14 protein-coding genes are annotated in these 16,485 nt (G+C 67.7%); 6 read left to right on the top strand and 8 right to left on the bottom strand.

What is annotated here, in order from left to right:
• Window positions 1-132 precede the first annotated feature (132 nt).
• On the bottom strand, window positions 133-1,113 hold the full coding sequence (locus ACOQFS_RS09280; RefSeq protein ID WP_421562604.1) for a bile acid:sodium symporter family protein: 981 nt from the start codon (window positions 1,111-1,113) through the stop codon (window positions 133-135).
• Window positions 1,114-1,207: 94 nt separating this feature from the next.
• Between ACOQFS_RS09280 and ACOQFS_RS09275 the strand changes: the two genes are divergently transcribed.
• The 3 genes from ACOQFS_RS09275 to ACOQFS_RS09265 all read left to right on the top strand — a co-directional run bounded on the left by ACOQFS_RS09275 (window position 1,208) and on the right by ACOQFS_RS09265 (window position 3,935).
• Window positions 1,208-2,101, top strand: coding sequence for a LysR family transcriptional regulator (locus ACOQFS_RS09275; RefSeq protein WP_421562603.1), 894 nt, complete (start codon window positions 1,208-1,210; stop codon window positions 2,099-2,101).
• 56 nt (window positions 2,102-2,157) lie between these two features.
• Window positions 2,158-2,763 (top strand): hypothetical protein, encoded by a 606-nt coding sequence (locus tag ACOQFS_RS09270; protein ID WP_421562602.1) that lies wholly within the window; start codon window positions 2,158-2,160, stop codon window positions 2,761-2,763.
• 161 nt (window positions 2,764-2,924) lie between these two features.
• Window positions 2,925-3,935: a hypothetical protein gene (locus ACOQFS_RS09265; protein ID WP_421562601.1), complete on the top strand. Its 1,011-nt coding sequence runs from the start codon at window positions 2,925-2,927 to the stop codon at window positions 3,933-3,935.
• 162 nt (window positions 3,936-4,097) lie between these two features.
• Here the strand turns inward: ACOQFS_RS09265 and ACOQFS_RS09260 are convergent, their stop codons facing one another.
• Both ACOQFS_RS09260 and ACOQFS_RS09255 read right to left on the bottom strand, forming a co-directional pair.
• Entirely contained in the window at window positions 4,098-4,916 is an 819-nt protein-coding gene (locus ACOQFS_RS09260) for an NUDIX hydrolase (RefSeq protein WP_421562600.1), read from the bottom strand.
• Window positions 4,913-5,899, bottom strand: coding sequence for a quinone oxidoreductase family protein (locus ACOQFS_RS09255; RefSeq protein WP_421562599.1), 987 nt, complete (start codon window positions 5,897-5,899; stop codon window positions 4,913-4,915). The genes ACOQFS_RS09260 and ACOQFS_RS09255 overlap by 4 nt, the downstream gene beginning before the upstream one ends.
• Window positions 5,900-6,066: 167 nt before the next feature.
• Between ACOQFS_RS09255 and ACOQFS_RS09250 the strand changes: the two genes are divergently transcribed.
• Window positions 6,067-6,966: a DMT family transporter gene (locus ACOQFS_RS09250; protein ID WP_421562598.1), complete on the top strand. Its 900-nt coding sequence runs from the start codon at window positions 6,067-6,069 to the stop codon at window positions 6,964-6,966.
• Window positions 6,967-7,138: 172 nt separating this feature from the next.
• On the opposite strand, the gene ACOQFS_RS09245 is transcribed toward ACOQFS_RS09250, so the two are convergent.
• The 3 genes from ACOQFS_RS09245 to ACOQFS_RS09235 form a co-directional block, all read right to left on the bottom strand.
• Window positions 7,139-9,820, bottom strand: a complete 2,682-nt coding sequence (locus ACOQFS_RS09245) for a bifunctional diguanylate cyclase/phosphodiesterase (protein WP_421562597.1) — start codon at window positions 9,818-9,820, stop codon at window positions 7,139-7,141.
• 18 nt (window positions 9,821-9,838) lie between these two features.
• Complete coding sequence (locus ACOQFS_RS09240) at window positions 9,839-10,915, bottom strand: TRAP transporter substrate-binding protein (protein WP_421562596.1); 1,077 nt, start codon at window positions 10,913-10,915, stop codon at window positions 9,839-9,841.
• Window positions 10,916-11,251: 336 nt separating this feature from the next.
• Window positions 11,252-12,082 (bottom strand): SDR family oxidoreductase, encoded by an 831-nt coding sequence (locus ACOQFS_RS09235; protein WP_421562595.1) that lies wholly within the window; start codon window positions 12,080-12,082, stop codon window positions 11,252-11,254.
• A gap of 65 nt (window positions 12,083-12,147) precedes the next feature.
• Between ACOQFS_RS09235 and ACOQFS_RS09230 the strand changes: the two genes are divergently transcribed.
• Both ACOQFS_RS09230 and ACOQFS_RS09225 read left to right on the top strand, forming a co-directional pair.
• Entirely contained in the window at window positions 12,148-12,765 is a 618-nt protein-coding gene (locus ACOQFS_RS09230; protein WP_421562594.1) for an SH3 domain-containing protein, read from the top strand.
• 22 nt (window positions 12,766-12,787) lie between these two features.
• Window positions 12,788-13,858 (top strand): M48 family metalloprotease, encoded by a 1,071-nt coding sequence (locus tag ACOQFS_RS09225; protein WP_421562593.1) that lies wholly within the window; start codon window positions 12,788-12,790, stop codon window positions 13,856-13,858.
• A 114-nt stretch (window positions 13,859-13,972) separates the two neighbouring features.
• Here ACOQFS_RS09225 and ACOQFS_RS09220 read toward each other — a convergent pair whose 3' ends face one another.
• Window positions 13,973-14,857 (bottom strand): DMT family transporter, encoded by an 885-nt coding sequence (locus ACOQFS_RS09220; protein ID WP_421562610.1) that lies wholly within the window; start codon window positions 14,855-14,857, stop codon window positions 13,973-13,975.
• Between the two features lie 257 nt (window positions 14,858-15,114).
• The gene (locus ACOQFS_RS09215) at window positions 15,115-16,413 is read right to left on the bottom strand and encodes a DUF3422 family protein (protein WP_421562592.1); all 1,299 of its coding nucleotides are present in this window, start codon (window positions 16,411-16,413) and stop codon (window positions 15,115-15,117) included.
• Between the last annotated feature and the right edge of the window lie 72 nt (window positions 16,414-16,485).

The raw sequence follows: 16,485 nt of genomic DNA, 5'->3' as shown, positions 1-16,485 counted from the left end.
CTTCGACAGGCTCAGCCCGAACGGTGGGGCGAGGAGCCTGAGGCATGCCATTTATCAAGCATTTATCAGCCATTTTGGCCTCCAGCGCTTACTGGATAAGCGCTGGCAGCTATCCATTCAATAGCATTCCACTCACACGGGGCGCCGCGCATACCGCTGCGCCAGCACCGCGCACACCATCAGCTGCATCTGGTGGAACACCATGATGGGCAGCAGGATGGCGCCCACGGCGTGCGATGCAAACAGCACCTTGGCCATGGGCACGCCGCTGGCCAGGCTCTTTTTGGACCCGCAGAAGACGAGGGTGATCTCGTCCTCCTTCGAGAACCCCAGCCGCCGCGCGGCCCAGGTGGTGGTGGCCAGCGCCACCGCCAGAATCACCGCGCACACCGCCACCAGCCCCAGCAGCGCCGCCAGGGGCAACTGCTGCCACAGGCCCTGCACCACGGCCGCGCTGAAGGCCGTGTACACCACCAGCAGGATGGAGCTTTGGTCCACCGACCGCAGCACGGCCGCATGCCGCTGCACAAACCCGCCGATGAAGGACCGCAGCAGATGCCCCGCCACAAAGGGCACCAGCAGCTTCAGCATGATGCGGCCGATGTTGGCCAGCGTGCCTTGCGCCCCCTGCGCCGCGCCGCCCTGCGCCTCGGGCAGCAGCAGGCCCACCAGCAGCGGCGTGATCACGATGCCCAGCAGGGTGGAGGCTGACGCGCTGCAGATGGCCGCCGGCATGTTGCCGCGCGCCATGGCCGTGAACGCGATGGCCGACTGCACCGTGGCCGGCAGCACGCACAGGTAAAGCACCCCGGTGTAGATGGACGGCGTGACCAGCGGCAGCAGCACCGGCTTGAGCGCCCAGCCCAACAGCGGGAACAGCACAAACGTGGTGCCCACCACCACCAGGTGCAGCCGCCAGTGCGACAGCCCCGCCACGATGGCATCGCGCGACAACTTGGCGCCGTGCAGAAAGAACAGCAGCGCGATGGCCGCCACCGTCAGCCCCTCCAGCGCGCGGGCCACGGCCCCGCTGGCGGGCAGCAGGCTGGCCAGCGCCACGGTGCCCAGCAGCGCCAGGGTGAAGTTGTCGGGAAGGAATCGGGAGCGGGCCATGGTGCGCGGAGGCGAAAGTGGGGGTGCCGGTATTGGAGCCGTTCCGCATTCCAAAGAGAAATGGATTTCTCTGATGGATTTATGATTTGGCCGCATGAATGTCACCCTGCGGCAGCTGCGCGTCTTCCAGTCGGTGGCGGCCACCGGCAACTTCAGCCGCACCGGCGATGCCGTGGGCCTGACCCAGCCCGCCGTGAGCCGCTGCATCACCGAGTTGGAGGCGCAGCTGGGCCTGCAGCTGCTGAACCGCACCACGCGCGAAGTCACGCTGACCGAGGCCGGCCAGCACCTGGCCGCGCGCCTGCCGCGCGCACTGGAAGAGCTGGACAACACCCTGCTGGACGTGCAGGACATGGCCACCGCCCGGCGCGGCCGCGTGCGCGTGGCCAGCAGCCCCACGCTGTCGGCCAGCCTCATGCCCGACTGCATCGCCCATTGCCAGGCCACCCACCCGGGGCTGGAGCTGCTGATGCTGGACCGCATCCAGAGCGCCGTGCTGGCCAGCATCCTGACGGGCGAGGTGGACTTTGGCGTGGTGATCGACCCCGGCGACCGCGAGGCCCTGCACTGCGAAACCATTCTGACCGAGCCCTTTTGCCTGGCCTGCCCGCCCACCCACCGCCTGGCCCGCAAACGCCAGGTGCGCTGGGCCGACCTGCAGGGCGAGCCCCTGGTACTGCTGGACCACGACTCCGGCAGCCGCCGCCTCATCGACCGCGCCCTGGCCGACCACGGCATCACAGGCCCCGTGGCGCACGAGGTGGGTCACCCCACCACCATCTTCCGCATGCTCGATGCGGGCCTGGGCATCTCCGTCATCCCCACCCTGGCCCTGCCCCCCGAAGGCCTGGCCCGCCTGGCCGTGCGCCCCCTGATTCCCCGCGTGGACCGCGACATCGTGCTGGCCCACCGCCGCCACCGCGCACTGTCGCCACTGGCGCAGACGGCGTGGGAGCTGGTGCGGGAGGTGGCGGGGCGGAGGGGGTAGAAAAAAACGGGAGCGGCGGAAGCGCGTGACAGTGGCATCCGACCGCCGGGCTATAGTTGGCGGCGTTTTCCACTGCCGGGTTTGGCGGAATTTTTATAACTGTGTTTTTGCACAGTTCATCGACCACCGACTCAAGCTGCAAGCCAATTTCAGGAGGATTCCGTGTCCAGAATATCCCGCACGGTCCAGTTTATTTCGCAAGGTTTGCGGGATACATCAAGTTGGACATTGGGATTTGCCAGGTCAGTTCCGCCGTAATCGATATGAAAAAGAGACTATCAACGCAGGTTCAATCTCTCAAATCCGTTTACGTTCCTGAGTCAGCGATCGACTACGCAGGCATCTTCGGGCGAGGTGGACAAAACTCGGGTGATGAAGATTTTGCGCTGTTCAAGTGCCCAAGTTGCAGTCATGTTTATCTTATGGACTACGAAGATGACACCGTCTACGTCGATGGAAACGATCTGTCGCAACGGGAAGGCGTGTCGGATCCACGCTATCCACGCCGCTTGCTCGTTTGTGTCAACTGCAAGCGTCGGTTGCCGAAAGGGAAGTGGATTGGCCCTCGTGCGGAAGAGCAGTTCCAAGTGACATGGTCGGAGTTGGAGGCAAGCGCTTGGTCATGGGTCGCAAAGCCATCGGACCCCGACGATGAAATCTGAGGGCTTCAGAGTTGCAGGGGTCTGGTGCAGAAGAGACTGAGCCCAACCCGGCGCTCAAGCGGACGGCCAACGGCGGGGCTGATCGCTGGTTTTTGCAAACACTGGCGGCGCCGTTGTCCGCCGGTTAGCTACAACGTTAGACCGCAGAAAAAGCAATGCGCATGTTTGAGCCACTCCGCTTTGAGAAGCTGAATGAGACCGATGTCCGCGAGGAGGTCATTGCCCCTCTGATTCGCCGTTTAGGGTACCGGTCGGGAACAGATTGCGACGTCATCCGAGAGCAGTCACTGAAGTACCCGAAAATCTTTCTTGGCAGAAAGGAGGCGAAGAAAGATCCGGAGCTTCGCGGCAAGGCAGACTACATCCTTGAGGTCGACGGTCGCCTCAGGTGGGTCATTGAGGCTAAGGCTCCAGAAGTCCCACTCGGCCAAGATCCGATTGAGCAGGCATGGAGCTATGCCAATCACCCGGAAGTACGCTCAATCTATTTTGCTTTGTGCAATGGACGTGAGCTGGCGGTCTATCGAACCGCATTCGGGCCAGCGGCCGATGCGACGCTTTGCGTTTCGTATGAGAACTTTGAATCCGAGTGGCAACTTATCGAGAATCTACTCGGGCCGGTCGCGATGCGTCGAGACTATCCGAACATTGAACTGGACGTTGGCTTGCCAATTGCTCCCGGGCTTCGATCAATTGCCCGGATCACAAACGGAGTGATTCGGTACGAGAAGAGCAGCATCGCTCTTCCAGTGCTCACGGAACTGCAGCACTCTATCCGTGATGGAGCCGTAGAGCGAGATGACGGTGGTAGGCTGGTCGCATTCCTCCGAACCTCCGGCCCGAGTCGCTCGCTTCAGGCCCTTAACGAAAAGCTCGGCTTAGACGCATTCGAAATGCTGTGCGCTGATACGCAGCTCTCGACGGATCCCGCATTACCTTCTCAGTTTGTGTACGAGAGTGTGGTAACCATTCCTGCCGGCGAGAAGATGCTGGATCTATCCACCTGGAAGGAGGTGCAGCTTCCCATGACGATGACATGCACGATCAGGGCTGAAGCACGCGGCAGTTTCAATGCCGGAGTGTTCGCCGGGCCGTTTTTCACCCTGATGGAGTATCCGGGCCTTGGACTGAAGGTCTTGATGTCGGGAGCGTTTGAGGTGCATGTGGCGTGAGCGCCCTGCTGCTGCGGTCTAACAGGTCGTATTTGGACTCCCCCACAACAACAAGAGCCTGATCGATTGGGAACCAGAGGGTAAAACACCTGCAGTCATCTATCCGGCATCTGTAGTGGACTCAGCGGCGGTCCGTGCCGACATGGAATCTGCACCTCGCCCCTACACCCCCCAATACCCCGCCATCACCAGCGCCGCCTCCAGCGTGAACCGGTCTTCGGCCACCTGGGCGTGCAGTTCGCTGTCGCTGCGCAGCGCGAATTCGTCCACCTCGCCATCCTGGTTGGATGGCGCCAGGCCCTCGGGCACGGTGGCGATGAACCAGTCGATGCGTTCGACCATGTAGCCGGTGCCACCGGCCTCGCTGCTGGGGCGGCTGAAGAGCACGTGGCCGCCGTGGGTGACGTGGTGCAGGTCGGCCACGTGCAGGCCGGCCTCTTCCCAGGTTTCGCGCGCCAGGGCTTGTTCCAGTGAATCGGTGGCGGCGATCATGCCGCCCATCAGCGTGTCCCACAGGCCGGGGTCGTTGGGCTTGGTGAGGGCGCGCTTTTGCACCCACATGCGGCCGTCGGGCGCCAGGCCCACCAGGTGCACGGCGACGGTGGTGATGCCCAGCGCGCGCACGGCGCCGCGCTCCACGGTGGCCACGCGCTCGCCCTCAGCGTTGCACACGGCCAGTTGTTCGTTGCGCCAGGGGCCGCACAGGTTGGCGTCGCGCAGCGCAGCGGCCAGGGTGTTGAGGGCGTCGGTGGCGGCTTCGGGCGGCACATCCAGGTGCCAGCCGGTCACGCCGGATTGCTCTGTTTTTGATAGCTGATAGCGCTTATCCAGTAAGCGCTGGAGGCTTATTTGACTCAAAACCCCATGCGCCACCGAGCCTACGACCTGCCCCGCCACCCACAGGGGCAGGCGGGGCTGGGCGGGGGGCTGCTGCGCGCGCAGGCGTGCGGCCTGCAGCCAGGCGTGCAGCGCCGCGCTCACGGCAGGGTGAGGATGGTAGAGCCGGTGGTCTTGCGCGCTTCGAGGTCGCGGTGGGCCTGTTGCACGTCGCGCAGGGCATAGCGCTGCTCGATGTGGATCTTGACCTGGCCGCTGGCCACCACGGCAAACAGGTCGTCGGCCATGGCCTGCGTGGCCTCGCGCGTGGCGATGTGGCTGAACAGCGTCTGGCGCGTGACGTAGAGCGAGCCCTTGGCGCCCAGGCTGCCGGGTGCGAACGGCGGCACGGGGCCCGAGGCGTTGCCAAAGCTGGCCATCAGGCCGAAGGGGCGCAGGCATTCGAGCGACTTGTCCCAGGTGTCCTTGCCCACCGAGTCGTAGACCACCTTCACGCCCTTGCCGCCGGTGATCTCCTTCACGCGGGCCGCAAAGTCTTCAGTGCTGTAGTTGATGGCGTGCGCTGCGCCGTTGGCCAGGGCCAGCTGGCATTTGGCGTCGCTGCCTGCGGTGGCGATGAGCTGCAGGCCGAGGGCCTTGGCCCACTGCGTGGCGATCAGCCCCACGCCGCCCGCCGCGGCATGGAACAGTACGTGGTCGCCCGCCTGCAGGCCCTCCACGGGCAGTGTCTTCTTGAGCAGGTATTGCGCCGTGAGGCCCTTGAGCATCATGGCGGCGCCGGTTTCGAAGCTGATGGCGTCGGGCAACTTGCACACGCATTTGGCGGGCATCACGCGCAGCTCGCAGTAGGCGCCGGGCGGGTTGCTGGCGTAGGCGGCGCGGTCGCCCGCCTTCAGGTGCGTCACACCCTCGCCCACGGCTTCGATCACGCCAGCGCCTTCCATGCCGATGGCGGCGGGCATGTTCAGCGGGTACAGGCCCGTGCGGTGGTACACGTCGATGAAGTTGAGGCCGACCGCGTGGTGGCGGATGCGCACTTCGCCGGGGCCGGGCTCGCCCACGGCCACATCGACCACCTGGAGTTCTTCGGGACCACCGTGCTGGCGGATCTGGACGGCTAGGCTCATGGCAACAATCTCCTCTGGATATGTGGGGGGGGGTGGCTGACAACGGCGGCCATCCTGCCACGAATCGCCGGGCCTTGCCCGCAACGGCGTGCATGGGCCCGGCGCCCGCCGAGGTCGTCAGGGCCGCGCGCTGCAGCACGGCGCGCGCACCGCTACAGTGCGGGCCCATGACTCAAAAACTCACACCCGGCACGGCGGTGCTGCTGGTGGTGCCGCCCCTGCTGTGGGCCGGCAATGCCGTCACGGGGCGGCTGGTACATGACCTGATTTCCCCCGCCGCCCTGAACTTCATCCGCTGGGTGCTGGCCTTCTTCATCCTGCTGCCAATGGCCCACGCGGTGCTGCGCAAAAGCAGCCCTCTGTGGCCGCACTGGCGCCGCTATGCGCTGCTGGGGCTGCTGGGCATAGGCGCCTACAACGCGCTGCAGTACATGGCGCTGCAGACCTCCACGCCCATCAACGCCACGCTGGTGGGGTCGAGCATGCCGGTGTGGATGCTGGCGGTGGGCGCGCTGTTCTTTGGCGCGGCGGTGACGCGGCGCCAGGTGGTGGGCGCGCTGCTGTCGATGTGCGGCGTGCTGCTGGTGCTGAGCCGGGGCGAGTGGGCGCAGCTGATGGCCTTTCGCCTGGTGCCGGGCGATCTGTTCATGCTGCTGGCCACCGTGTCATGGGCCTTCTACAGCTGGCTGCTGGCACGCACGCACGAGCCCGAAGGCATCCGCAGCGACTGGGCCGCCTTTTTGATGGCGCAGATGGTGTTCGGCCTGGCCTGGTCGGGCAACTTTGCGGGGGTGGAATGGGCCAGCGGCCGCTCGCATGCCGAGTGGGGCTGGCCGCTGGTGGCGGCGCTGGTGTTCATCGCCGTGGGGCCGGCCGTGCTGGCCTACCGCTGCTGGGGCGTGGGTGTGCAGCGCGCGGGGCCTGCGGTGGCGGGCTTTTTTGTCAACCTCACGCCGCTCTTCGCCGCCATCCTGTCGGCCGCGTTTCTGGGCGAGACGCCGCAGGTCTTTCACGCGGTGGCGTTTGCGCTGATCGTGGGCGGGATCGTGGTCTCGTCGCGGCGCTGACGGGCCGAAAAATTTGAATCAAAATCGGCCCCAGCGCTTATCCATAAAGCGCTGACAGCTATCAAAAATGTAGTATCAACCGGCAGGGTTGAAGGTGTGGAATGTCGCTCTGGCCGGCGCCTCGGCACGCCCAGGGTGAACGGTTTCAAGCCGTGGACGCCGGCCCCAGGCGTCAGCCCTGCACGGCTGCGGCGGCAGAGGCAGCGGCCGCCTCCAGCAGCGCCTCCAGCCCGGCCAGCGGGGTGGGTCTGCCCAGCAGATAGCCCTGGAACAGGTAGCAGCCGTATTCGGCCAGAACCGCCTTCTGCGCCTCGGTCTCCACGCCCTCGGCGATCACGTCCAGCTCCAGGTTGCGCGCCATGCCGATGATGGTCTGCACGATCACGTCGTCGGTGTGGCGCACGCCCAGGTTGTGCACGAAAGACTGGTCGATCTTGAGCTGGTCGAGCGGCAGCCGCGTGAGGTAGGCCAGCGACGAGTAGCCCGTGCCGAAGTCGTCCACCGAAAACCGCACGCCCTTGGTCTTGAGCAGGCCCATCTTGGCGATGGTGTCGTCCACGTTGTCGAGCACGAGCGATTCGGTCAGCTCCAGCTTCAGGAGGTGCGGCCGCGCACCGGTTTCGCGCAGCACCTCCACCACACGCGCCACGAAGTCGCGCTGGCGAAACTGGCGGGCGCTCACGTTGACCGACAGCTGCACATGGCGGTAGCGCGCGTCGTCGGCCCAGCGGGCCAGCTGCTCGCACGCGGTGCGCAGCACCCAGTGGCCCATGGGGATGATGAGCTCGCTCTCTTCGGCCACGCCGATGAAGGCGCCGGGCGCCACCAGGCCCCGCTCGGGGTGGCGCCAGCGGATGAGCGCCTCGGCCCCCACGATGCGGCCGTCCAGGTGGAATTGCGGCTGGTAATGCAGCTCGAACTGCCGCCCCGTGAGCGCCTGCTGCAGGTCGCCCTCCAGCTGCGCACGCGCGCTGATGGCGATCTGCATCTGCGGGTCGAAAAAGCACAGCGCATTGCGCCCCTGCGACTTGACCTGGTACATCGCGATGTCGGCCTGCTTGAGCAGGTCGACCGTGGGCTGCAGCGCGCCCCCCATCAGCGTGGCGCCGATGCTGGGTGTGCTGTGGTGCGTGATGTTGCCCAGGGTGTAGGGCACGTTGAGCTTGCGCAAAATCTTCTCGCCCACGCGGCGGGCGTAGGCGGCAGCCTCTTCGCTGTTGGCCGACAGCTCGTGCAGCATCACCACGAACTCGTCGCCGCCCAGGCGCGCCACGGTGTCTTCGCGGCGCACGCAGGTCTTCAGGCGATGGGCCACCTGGCGCAGCAGCATGTCGCCCACTTCGTGGCCCTGGGTGTCGTTCAGGGTCTTGAAGTGGTCCAGGTCGAGGAACAGCAGCGCACCGTGCTGGCCGCTGCGCACGCTGGCGGCAATGGCCTGCTGCATGCGGTCCATCAGCAGGCGGCGGTTGGGCAGATTCGTCAGCGGGTCGTAGAAGGCCAGGCTCTCGATCTCGGCGCTGGCCTGGCGCAGCGCGGTCACGTCGTGGTAGGTGATCACCATGCCGCCCTCGGGCGTGGGCCGCTCGGTGATCTGGATGGTGCGGCCGCTGGGCAGCGCCTGCTCGTGCTGGCCCTCGCGCTGGCGCAGCTGGGTCAGGCGCTGCTCCACCCAGCGCATGCGTTCGTCGTCGGTGGCGTCGGGCAGATGGTGGTGCGAGGTTTGCTCGAGCACGCGCTGGAACAGCAGGCCCGGTGCCATGACGTCCTTCAGCCAGGGGTAGATCTGCTCGAACTGGCTGTTCCACTGCACCACGCGGTGCTCGCGGTCCAGCACCAGAAACCCGCTCACCATCGACGCGAGCGCCTGGTCCAGCGTGGCCTTGGACTGCGCGATGGCCACCCGCGCCTGCGAAAGCCGGTCGAGATAGCGCAGGGCCAGCCAGCCCGCCGCCAGGATCATCACCACGAACAGCAGGGCGGTGAACGCAATGGCGTTGCGCTGGGTGCGCCAACCCGACAGCGCTGCCCCGCGCGGAATGCTGGCCGATATGCGCAGGTCCTGGTAGAGGATGGGCCGGAAGACGACCAGGCCCGGCTCGCCGCTCAGGCGCACGGGCGCGCTCCAGTCGTCGCTGGCTTGGGCGACCGTCGCCAGCGGGGGGCTGAGCGTGGGCGCGAGGGCCTCGTCGCGGGTGGGCACGCTCAGCAGCAGCTGGCCCTGCGCGCGCTCCAGCGTCACCTGCAGCCCGCTGATGTTGACGCCCTGCACCAGCACCGAGCTCAGCGCCGCCACCGGCAGCTCGGCCACCGCAACCACCATGGAGCTGTCTGCCATGCGCAGGTAGCGCGCGACGTAGATCACGCGCTCCGAGCTGGCAAAGCTGACGACCGGCGCGCTGATGAGCAGGGTGGAGACCGGCTGCTCCATCACCAACTCCATGAAGCCCGCCGGCAACTGCACCTGCAGCGCCTTGCCCGACGCGTCGGAGGACGCCATGGTCCTGCCCGTGCTGTCCAGCAGCGCCACATAACGCACCATGAGGTTCTGGCGGGCCGAGCTGCGCAGCCGCTGGCTTGCGCTCTCGGGGTCGATCCAGTCGGCCATGGCACTGGCCAGGCCCAGCATTTCATCGGTGCTGGCCAGCAGCACGTCCACCGCCAGCAGCGAGCGGTTGAGCGCGGCCTCGGCCCCGGCCACGAAGCGCGTGGCCTGCGCCTCGCTGTCGGCCAGCGCCACCATGCGCGCGTTCCACACCAGGGCCGCCGCCACCGCCACCACGGCGGCCACAAACACCGCCACACCGGCCCAGACAAAGGCCCTGATGCGCAGCGGTGTGGTGGACGACTCACTCATCTTGGGGCGGCCCTCGGGTTACTTGCCGGACGGCGCGGTGGCCACCAGGCCGCGCACGGGCCCGATGGTCTGGTTCCAGATGTCGGCGCAGCGGGCGCCGCAGCGCTGCACCCAGCGCGGCAGCACGGTGGCCGAAAGAATGTCCTGTCGGCCCCGGTCGTCCTGCGGCGACACCGGCACCACCACCATGCGCCCCTTGGTGCCAGCGGTGCAGCTGGGCGCACCCTGGTTGCAGGCCATGCCCTCGGCCGTTTCGCGCTCGGACTCCTCCCAGATCGCGGCCTCCAGGCGCGGCAGCTCGCGCCGCAGCAGCGCGCGCAGGTCAGGCGGCAGCGCGGACCAGGCCGTCTGGTTGGCGCCGAACACGGCCAGCCCCCAGGTGATGGGCAGGGCATGCACATGGCTGGTGAGGCTGGCCAGGCCGAGCGTGTTGCCCGACATGGTGCCGGTGATGGCGCATTCGGTATTGCCGGCCGTGAGGCTGGGCACGATCTGCGCAAACCCGGTGAGCACCGGCACACCGCCTAAAGCGCCCACGAAGTCGGCCTGCGTGGACGACGACACGCGGATGCGGCGGCCCGACAGCTCGGACAGGTTGCGCAGCGGCTTCTTGCAGAACACCACTTGCGCGGGGTAGACGTAGATCGCCAGGGCCTCCACCCCATGCTGGTCGCGCAGGGCCTTTTCCAGGAAGGGGCGGAACGCGGCCAGCGTGGTCTTGAGCGTGGCAATGTCCGGATTGAGGCCGGCAAGATCGGGGGCGGTGTATTCGGGGTGCTGGGCGGTGAATGAGCTCATCAACGTGGTGCCAAAGGGCACCACGCCCAGCTGCAGCAGCCTCAGCATCTCCGAGCCCGGCACGCCAGCACGGTCAAAGGGCACGATTTCTGCCTCGAAGCGGCCGTTGCTCAGGCGCGCAAGTTCCTTGTTCCAGAACGGCTCTTCCTTGCGCGTGTACTGGTTCAGCCCCGCCAGCCCGCCCACGATGCGCAACTTGTAGGGCCCCGCCGCCGCCCCGGTGGGTGCGGCCTGCGCAGCCGCTGGCGGAGGGCTCTGCGCTGCGGCGCCCGCCGCCCACAGCAGCCCGAGCGCCATGCAAAGGCTCGAAGCGCGTCGACGCATCGCAGGAATCGTGGCCGGCTGGGGAGTGTGCATGGGAGGGTGCATGGCTGTGTCTCCGGCCCCATTCTTTACCAAGTTTTTCCGCCTACCGGAAAAAGCTGTGTGCAAAACACCACTCTTGCGGCAGTGTCTGCAGGCATGGGCGCGCCCATTGTGCCGAATACAAGGCGCGGGCGGACAAAAAAATCGGGCGCTGCGGCGCCCGGTGGCGAAAGGGCCTGCGCGGAGGGCGAAGGCTTGGCGAAGGTGCGCGGCAGGTGCGGCGAAGGCGGCCCCCTGCGGGGCCGGCCCTGCTGCGCGCAGCAAGGGTCAGAAGGTGCCGGCGTAGGCGCCCCCATCGGCCAGCACGTTCTGCCCCGTCATGTAGCCCGCCTGCACGCTGCAAAGAAATGCGCAGATGGCGCCGAACTCGGCGGCCGTGCCGTAGCGGCCGGCCGGAATCTGCGCCTGCTGCGCGGCGCGAAACTCGTCCACGCTTTTGCCGGCCTTGCCTGCCGCGGCATTCACCGTGGCGGCAAGGCGGTCGGTGTCGAACTTGCCGGGCAGCAGGTTGTTGATGGTGACCCCGCGCCCTGCGATCTTGCTGCGCGCGGCACCGGCGACGAAGCCGGTCAGCCCGCTGCGCGCGCCGTTGGACAGGCCCAGGATGTCGATGGGCGCCTTCACGGCGCTGGAAGTGATGTTCACGATACGCCCGAACCCGCGCGCGGCCATGCCGTCCACCGTGGCCTTGATGAGTTCGATGGGGGTGAGCATGTTGGCGTCCACCGCCTTGATCCAGGCTTCGCGGTCCCAGTCGCGGAAGTCGCCGGTGGGCGGTCCGCCGGCATTGGTCACGACGATGTCGAAGTCGCGCCCGGGCCCGCCCGCAGCCGCAAACACGGCGGCACGGCCAGCCTCGGTGGTGATGTCTGCCGCCACTGCCAGCACCTTGGGTTTGGCATCATTTTGCGCCCCAGCGCTTGCTGCATATGTGTTTTCAGCTATCAAACGTGTAGCAGCCTCTTCCAACGCACCGGCGTTGCGGGCGTTGATGACCACGTTCACCCCCTCGTGCAGCAAGGCCTGCGCGCAGCCATAGCCCAAACCCTTGCTGGCGCCGCACACCAGCGCCCATTTGCCTGCAATACCCAAATCCATAACAATCTCCAGGTTGCACACTGATACATGTGCGTTCGTCCGAATCATAAATGGAGAGGTTCCCCATGAAATGGCTGCACCGTGGAACCCTGGCCGCCGCGCTGGCATGGGTGGCGCTGGCGCCTGTGGCGGGCCCGGCCCAGGCCCAAGATGCCGCCGTGGTCAAGCGCGCCACGCAGTTGCGCGACGCACCGGCCGAGACTGGCGCCAGCGTGGCCGCCCTGGCCGCCAACACGGTGGTGACCCGCAGCGCCGAGCGCAAGGGCCCATGGACCAAGGTCAGCACGCCCCAGGGCGCCAGCGGCTGGGTGCACATGTTTGACCTGGGCCCGCAGACGGGTTCGGCCTCGGGCAGCAACAACGCGGCCACGGGCGGGCTGCGTGGGCTGGGGGGTTTGTTTGGCGGCAACTCCGGCACGACCACCACCGCCACGTCCACCGTGGGCATCCGCGGCCTGGGCGCTGAAGACATCGCCAACGCGCAGCCCAACCCGGCCGCCGTGGGCCAGGCCGAGGCCCTGCGCGTGAATGCCGACCAGGCCCGCCGGTTCGCCACCACCGCGTCGCTGCAAAGCCGCACGGTGCCGCCGCTGGCCGAGCCACCACGCCCTGCCTCCAGCGGCGGAGGCGGTGCCACAGGTTCTTCGACCAATCCGTCCGACCCCAACTTCAGTCCCAACTGAGAAAGACCCGGGGAGAAACACGATGCGAATGCTTGGACTTCTTCCAATGCGCCTGCCCGCCGTGCCGGCGCGCCTGGTGGCCACGGCCTGCGCGGCCCTCACGCTGGGCCTGCTGCCCAGCCACGGCCACAGCCAGAACGTGATGAACCTGCTGAACTCTCTGAGCGGAGGCGGCAGCAGTGGTGCCGGTGGCATCCTGGGCGCCGTCACCGGCGGGGGGGGCAATGCGGCGCAGGGCGACGACCTGGTGGGCATGCTCAGCCGGTCGGTGGAGAACATCGACGAGCCGCGCGAGATCCAGATCGGCCGCCACCTGGCCGCCGTGCTGCTGGGCAGCAAGCCGCTGCACCCCGACATGGCGCTGCAGCGCTATGTGAACCAGCTGGGCCGCTGGATCAGCCTGCAGTCCGAGCGCCCCAACCTGCCCTGGACCTTCGTGGTGCTGGACGACCCCGGCTACAACGCGTTTGCCGCGCCGGGGGGCTATGTGTTCGTGACCAAGGGCCTCATCGACCGCTGCGCGGACGAGGCCGAGCTGGCGGGCATCCTGGCGCATGAAATCATCCATGTGACCGGCAAGCACCATCTGCACGCCATGCGCAAGACGGCGCAGTCGGGCGTGCTGACGCAGCTTCTGGCCTCGCAGATCAGGACCAATGCCGTGGGCAACATGGTGGCCTCGCAGTTCCTGGCGCTGGGCCGCAACCTGTATGCGCGGGGGCTGGACCAGACGGACGAGTACGAGGCCGACCGCGCCGGCGTGGCCCTGGCCACGCGCGCTGGCTTTGACCCCTATGGCCTGGTGGCCGTGCTGCAGCAGCTGCGCACCGCCACGCCCGACAACCCGATGTTCACCCTGGCCCTGGCCACCCACCCACCGGCACAGGCGCGGCTGGACCAGCTGGAGCTGGCCATGGGCAAGAATTTGGATGGATTCACGGGCGCCGCCCCGGTGACGGTGGCGCAGCGCATGACCGCCCGCGCACCGGCACCCGCACCGGCCGCAGCGGCCGCCCCGCCCGCACCGGCACCCGCCGCCGCCCCTGCGCGCAAGCCTGCGCCGCCGCCCAAGAAGAAGGAGAAGGCGTCCTGACACAGGCGCAGGCGCCCGGCGGTTTGCGAACAACGCGAGCCGCCGACCGAAGCGGCGATTGATGCTGCGGCGCTGCGGCGGCCGCCCCGGGTTTTCGGCCCGCGCCAGCGGCAGTCACCCTGCCGGGCGGCGTGCGAGGCGGGTGAAGACGAAGATGCCGGCAACCACCAGCGCCGTGCCCGCCGCCACCCACACGGTGAAGGGCTCCCCCAGAATCAGCACGCCCATGAGGATGGTGGATAGCGGCCCCACCATGCCGGCCTGTGCGGCCATGCCGGCACCGATGCGCTCGATGGCCATCATCACCATGAGCACGGGCGCAGCGGTGCAGAGCGTGGCGTTCAGCACCGACAGCCACAGCACCTCGGGCGCCACCACCGCCGCACTCATCGGCCGCAGCAGCACGAACTGCAGCAGGCAGCACAGGCACGCTACCGTGGTGGCCAACCCCACCAGCCGCAGCGAGCCCAGGCGCCGCACCAGCTCGCCGCTGTAGACCAGGTACACGGCGTAGCTGCCCGCGCTCAGGAACACCAGCAGGGCGCCCAGCGCCACGTCGCTGCCCTGCAAGGTGGCCTCATGCCCGAACACCAGCACCACGCCGCAATAGCTGATGGCCATGCCCAGGGCCTGCCCCCAGCGGATGCCATGGCGGTACAGCACCCAGCCCAGCAGCACGACAAGGGTGGGGTTGAGGTACAGGATGAGCCGCTCCAGGCTGGCGCTGATGTAGGCCAGCCCGGCGAAGTCCAGAAAGCTCGACAGGTAGTAGCCCGTGAAGCCCAGGCCGAGCACGCCCAGCCAGTCCTTGCGCGTGAGCGGCGGCTGGCCGCGGCTGGCCCACCAGGCCATCACGGCAAAGATGGGCAGCGCAAACAGCATGCGGTACATGATGAGCGTGACCGCGTCCACGCCATAGCGGTAGGCCAGCTTGACGATGATGGCCTTGCCGCTGAAGGCGATGGAGCCGAACAGCGCCAGCAACAGGCCTGATGCCATGCCCTTGCGGACGGCGGGCGCGGGTGGGCGGGGGACGGTAGACACGGGGGCGATGGTCCTTGGGGTGCGAGCGCGCGACAGGCGAGCGGTGCGCGATGGGGGCTGCGCGACCCGCGCGCCCGGCAACACAGTGTGGCACGCCGGCAAGGCCCTGCGGCATCGGCCATGCGCCGGGGCGCCTGCGCGGTTGGCGATGGCGAAGGCGATGTAGATGGCCCGTGCCGACGCGCCACCGAAGGCGCGGACGTGCGCCCCGCTCAATCGTGTCGGCGGAACACCTTGTGGTGCAGCCGGCGCAGCGACCACCACACGCCCAGCGCCACGGCCGGAATGGCCACGGCCGCCGTGGTCTCGGGCGACAGCGGCCAGCCCATCTTTTGCGCGCCCTTGGCCAGGTAGCTCACCAGACCCACGATGTAGTAGGTGATGGCGGCGACGGACAGGCCTTCGACCGTGGACTGCATCTTGAGCTGCAGGTCCTGCCGGTGGTTCATGGCGGCCAGCAGCGCCTGGCTGCTTTGCTGCTGCTCGATCTCCACGCGCGTGCGCAGCAGGTTGCTCATGCGCGAGACGCGCTGCGACAGCGCGTCCTGCCGCCGCGCAGACGAAGCGCAGGTGCTGCGCGCGGGGGTGAGGCGCCGGTCCATGAACTCGCGGATGGTCTGCATGCCCGCGAGGCGTGACTCGGCAATGTCCTCGATGCGCCGGTCCAGCAGCTCGAAGTATGCGCTGCTGGCCGAAAACCGCGAATGCGTGGCCGCGTACTGGCTTTCCACCTGACCCGCGAGGCGCGTCAGCCGGTCGAGCAGCGCGGGCTCGGCGTCGCGGTTGGCCGTGCGGATGGCATTGGCCAGTTCCGCCAGCTCACGTTCGGCAAAGGCGAGCACGCTGGCCGCCTCGCGGGCCGCCGGCAGCCCCAGCAGCGCCGCCATGCGATAGGTCTCGATCTCCAGCAGCCGCTGCACCAGGCGCCCCAGGCGGCGCGGTGTCATGCCGCCGGTCAGCAGCACCATGCGCGACGAGCCATCGGCATGGATGGCAAAGTCGGTGTACACCTCGCCATGGCCGTCGGCCACGGTGGAGGCGACCAGAGTGTCCTCATGCAGCACGTGCTTGACCAGCGATGTGGAGCCGAACGTGTGGGTGGGCAGCACCCACAGATTCAGGCTGCACAGGCACTGGCCGGGCAGCGCCGCCAGCCAGTCGCGCGGCACGGCGTCGGCGGCACCGTCGGGCTCGCGCTCGCCAAAGCCTTCGGCCGCCACGGGCACCATGAAGGTCCAGGAGACAAACTCGGTGTGCAGTTCCCAGCGGATGCGGTAGGGGCCCAGATCCATGCGCAGGTGGGTGGTCTCCGCATGGGGCAGCGCCAGGTGGTGGTCGCGCAGCAGCGCGGCCAGGTGCGCGCGGCTGGCTTCTCGCCCGGCGGCGTCTGCCAGCATCACGATGTGCGCAATGGCCAGCGGAGCGGCAATGGCTTCGGGCGGTCGGGCGTGGATCTCGTTGTGCAGCAGGGCCCGCTGGGGGTGCTGCGTGGGATGTGCGGGTGTGGGCATGCGGTCCTCTGCCCGCGATTGTTACCGGCCCGCTCGCGCCCCCGCCCGCATGCTCGCCAAAAAACAACGGCA

The organism is Paracidovorax sp. MALMAid1276 (assembly GCF_049198005.1).
Classification (GTDB): Bacteria; Pseudomonadota; Gammaproteobacteria; order Burkholderiales; family Burkholderiaceae_C; genus Acidovorax.
The sequence above is the reverse complement of the archived record's forward strand: the minus strand, read 5'-3'. Positions and strand labels throughout refer to the sequence as shown.

Excerpts from the sequence above, each read along its gene's own strand:
- ACOQFS_RS09280 (WP_421562604.1), bottom strand. The coding sequence starts at position 1,113 with ATGGCCCGCTCCCGATTCCTTCCCGACAACTTCACCCTGGCGCTGCTG.
- ACOQFS_RS09275 (WP_421562603.1), top strand. The coding sequence starts at position 1,208 with ATGAATGTCACCCTGCGGCAGCTGCGCGTCTTCCAGTCGGTGGCGGCC.
- ACOQFS_RS09265 (WP_421562601.1), top strand. The coding sequence starts at position 2,925 with ATGTTTGAGCCACTCCGCTTTGAGAAGCTGAATGAGACCGATGTCCGC.
- ACOQFS_RS09255 (WP_421562599.1), bottom strand. The coding sequence starts at position 5,899 with ATGAGCCTAGCCGTCCAGATCCGCCAGCACGGTGGTCCCGAAGAACTC.
- ACOQFS_RS09250 (WP_421562598.1), top strand. The coding sequence starts at position 6,067 with ATGACTCAAAAACTCACACCCGGCACGGCGGTGCTGCTGGTGGTGCCG.
- ACOQFS_RS09245 (WP_421562597.1), bottom strand. The coding sequence starts at position 9,820 with ATGAGTGAGTCGTCCACCACACCGCTGCGCATCAGGGCCTTTGTCTGG.
- ACOQFS_RS09240 (WP_421562596.1), bottom strand. The coding sequence starts at position 10,915 with ATGGCGCTCGGGCTGCTGTGGGCGGCGGGCGCCGCAGCGCAGAGCCCT.
- ACOQFS_RS09235 (WP_421562595.1), bottom strand. The coding sequence starts at position 12,082 with ATGGATTTGGGTATTGCAGGCAAATGGGCGCTGGTGTGCGGCGCCAGC.
- ACOQFS_RS09230 (WP_421562594.1), top strand. The coding sequence starts at position 12,148 with ATGAAATGGCTGCACCGTGGAACCCTGGCCGCCGCGCTGGCATGGGTG.
- ACOQFS_RS09225 (WP_421562593.1), top strand. The coding sequence starts at position 12,788 with ATGCGAATGCTTGGACTTCTTCCAATGCGCCTGCCCGCCGTGCCGGCG.
- ACOQFS_RS09220 (WP_421562610.1), bottom strand. The coding sequence starts at position 14,857 with ATGGCATCAGGCCTGTTGCTGGCGCTGTTCGGCTCCATCGCCTTCAGC.
- ACOQFS_RS09215 (WP_421562592.1), bottom strand. The coding sequence starts at position 16,413 with ATGCCCACACCCGCACATCCCACGCAGCACCCCCAGCGGGCCCTGCTG.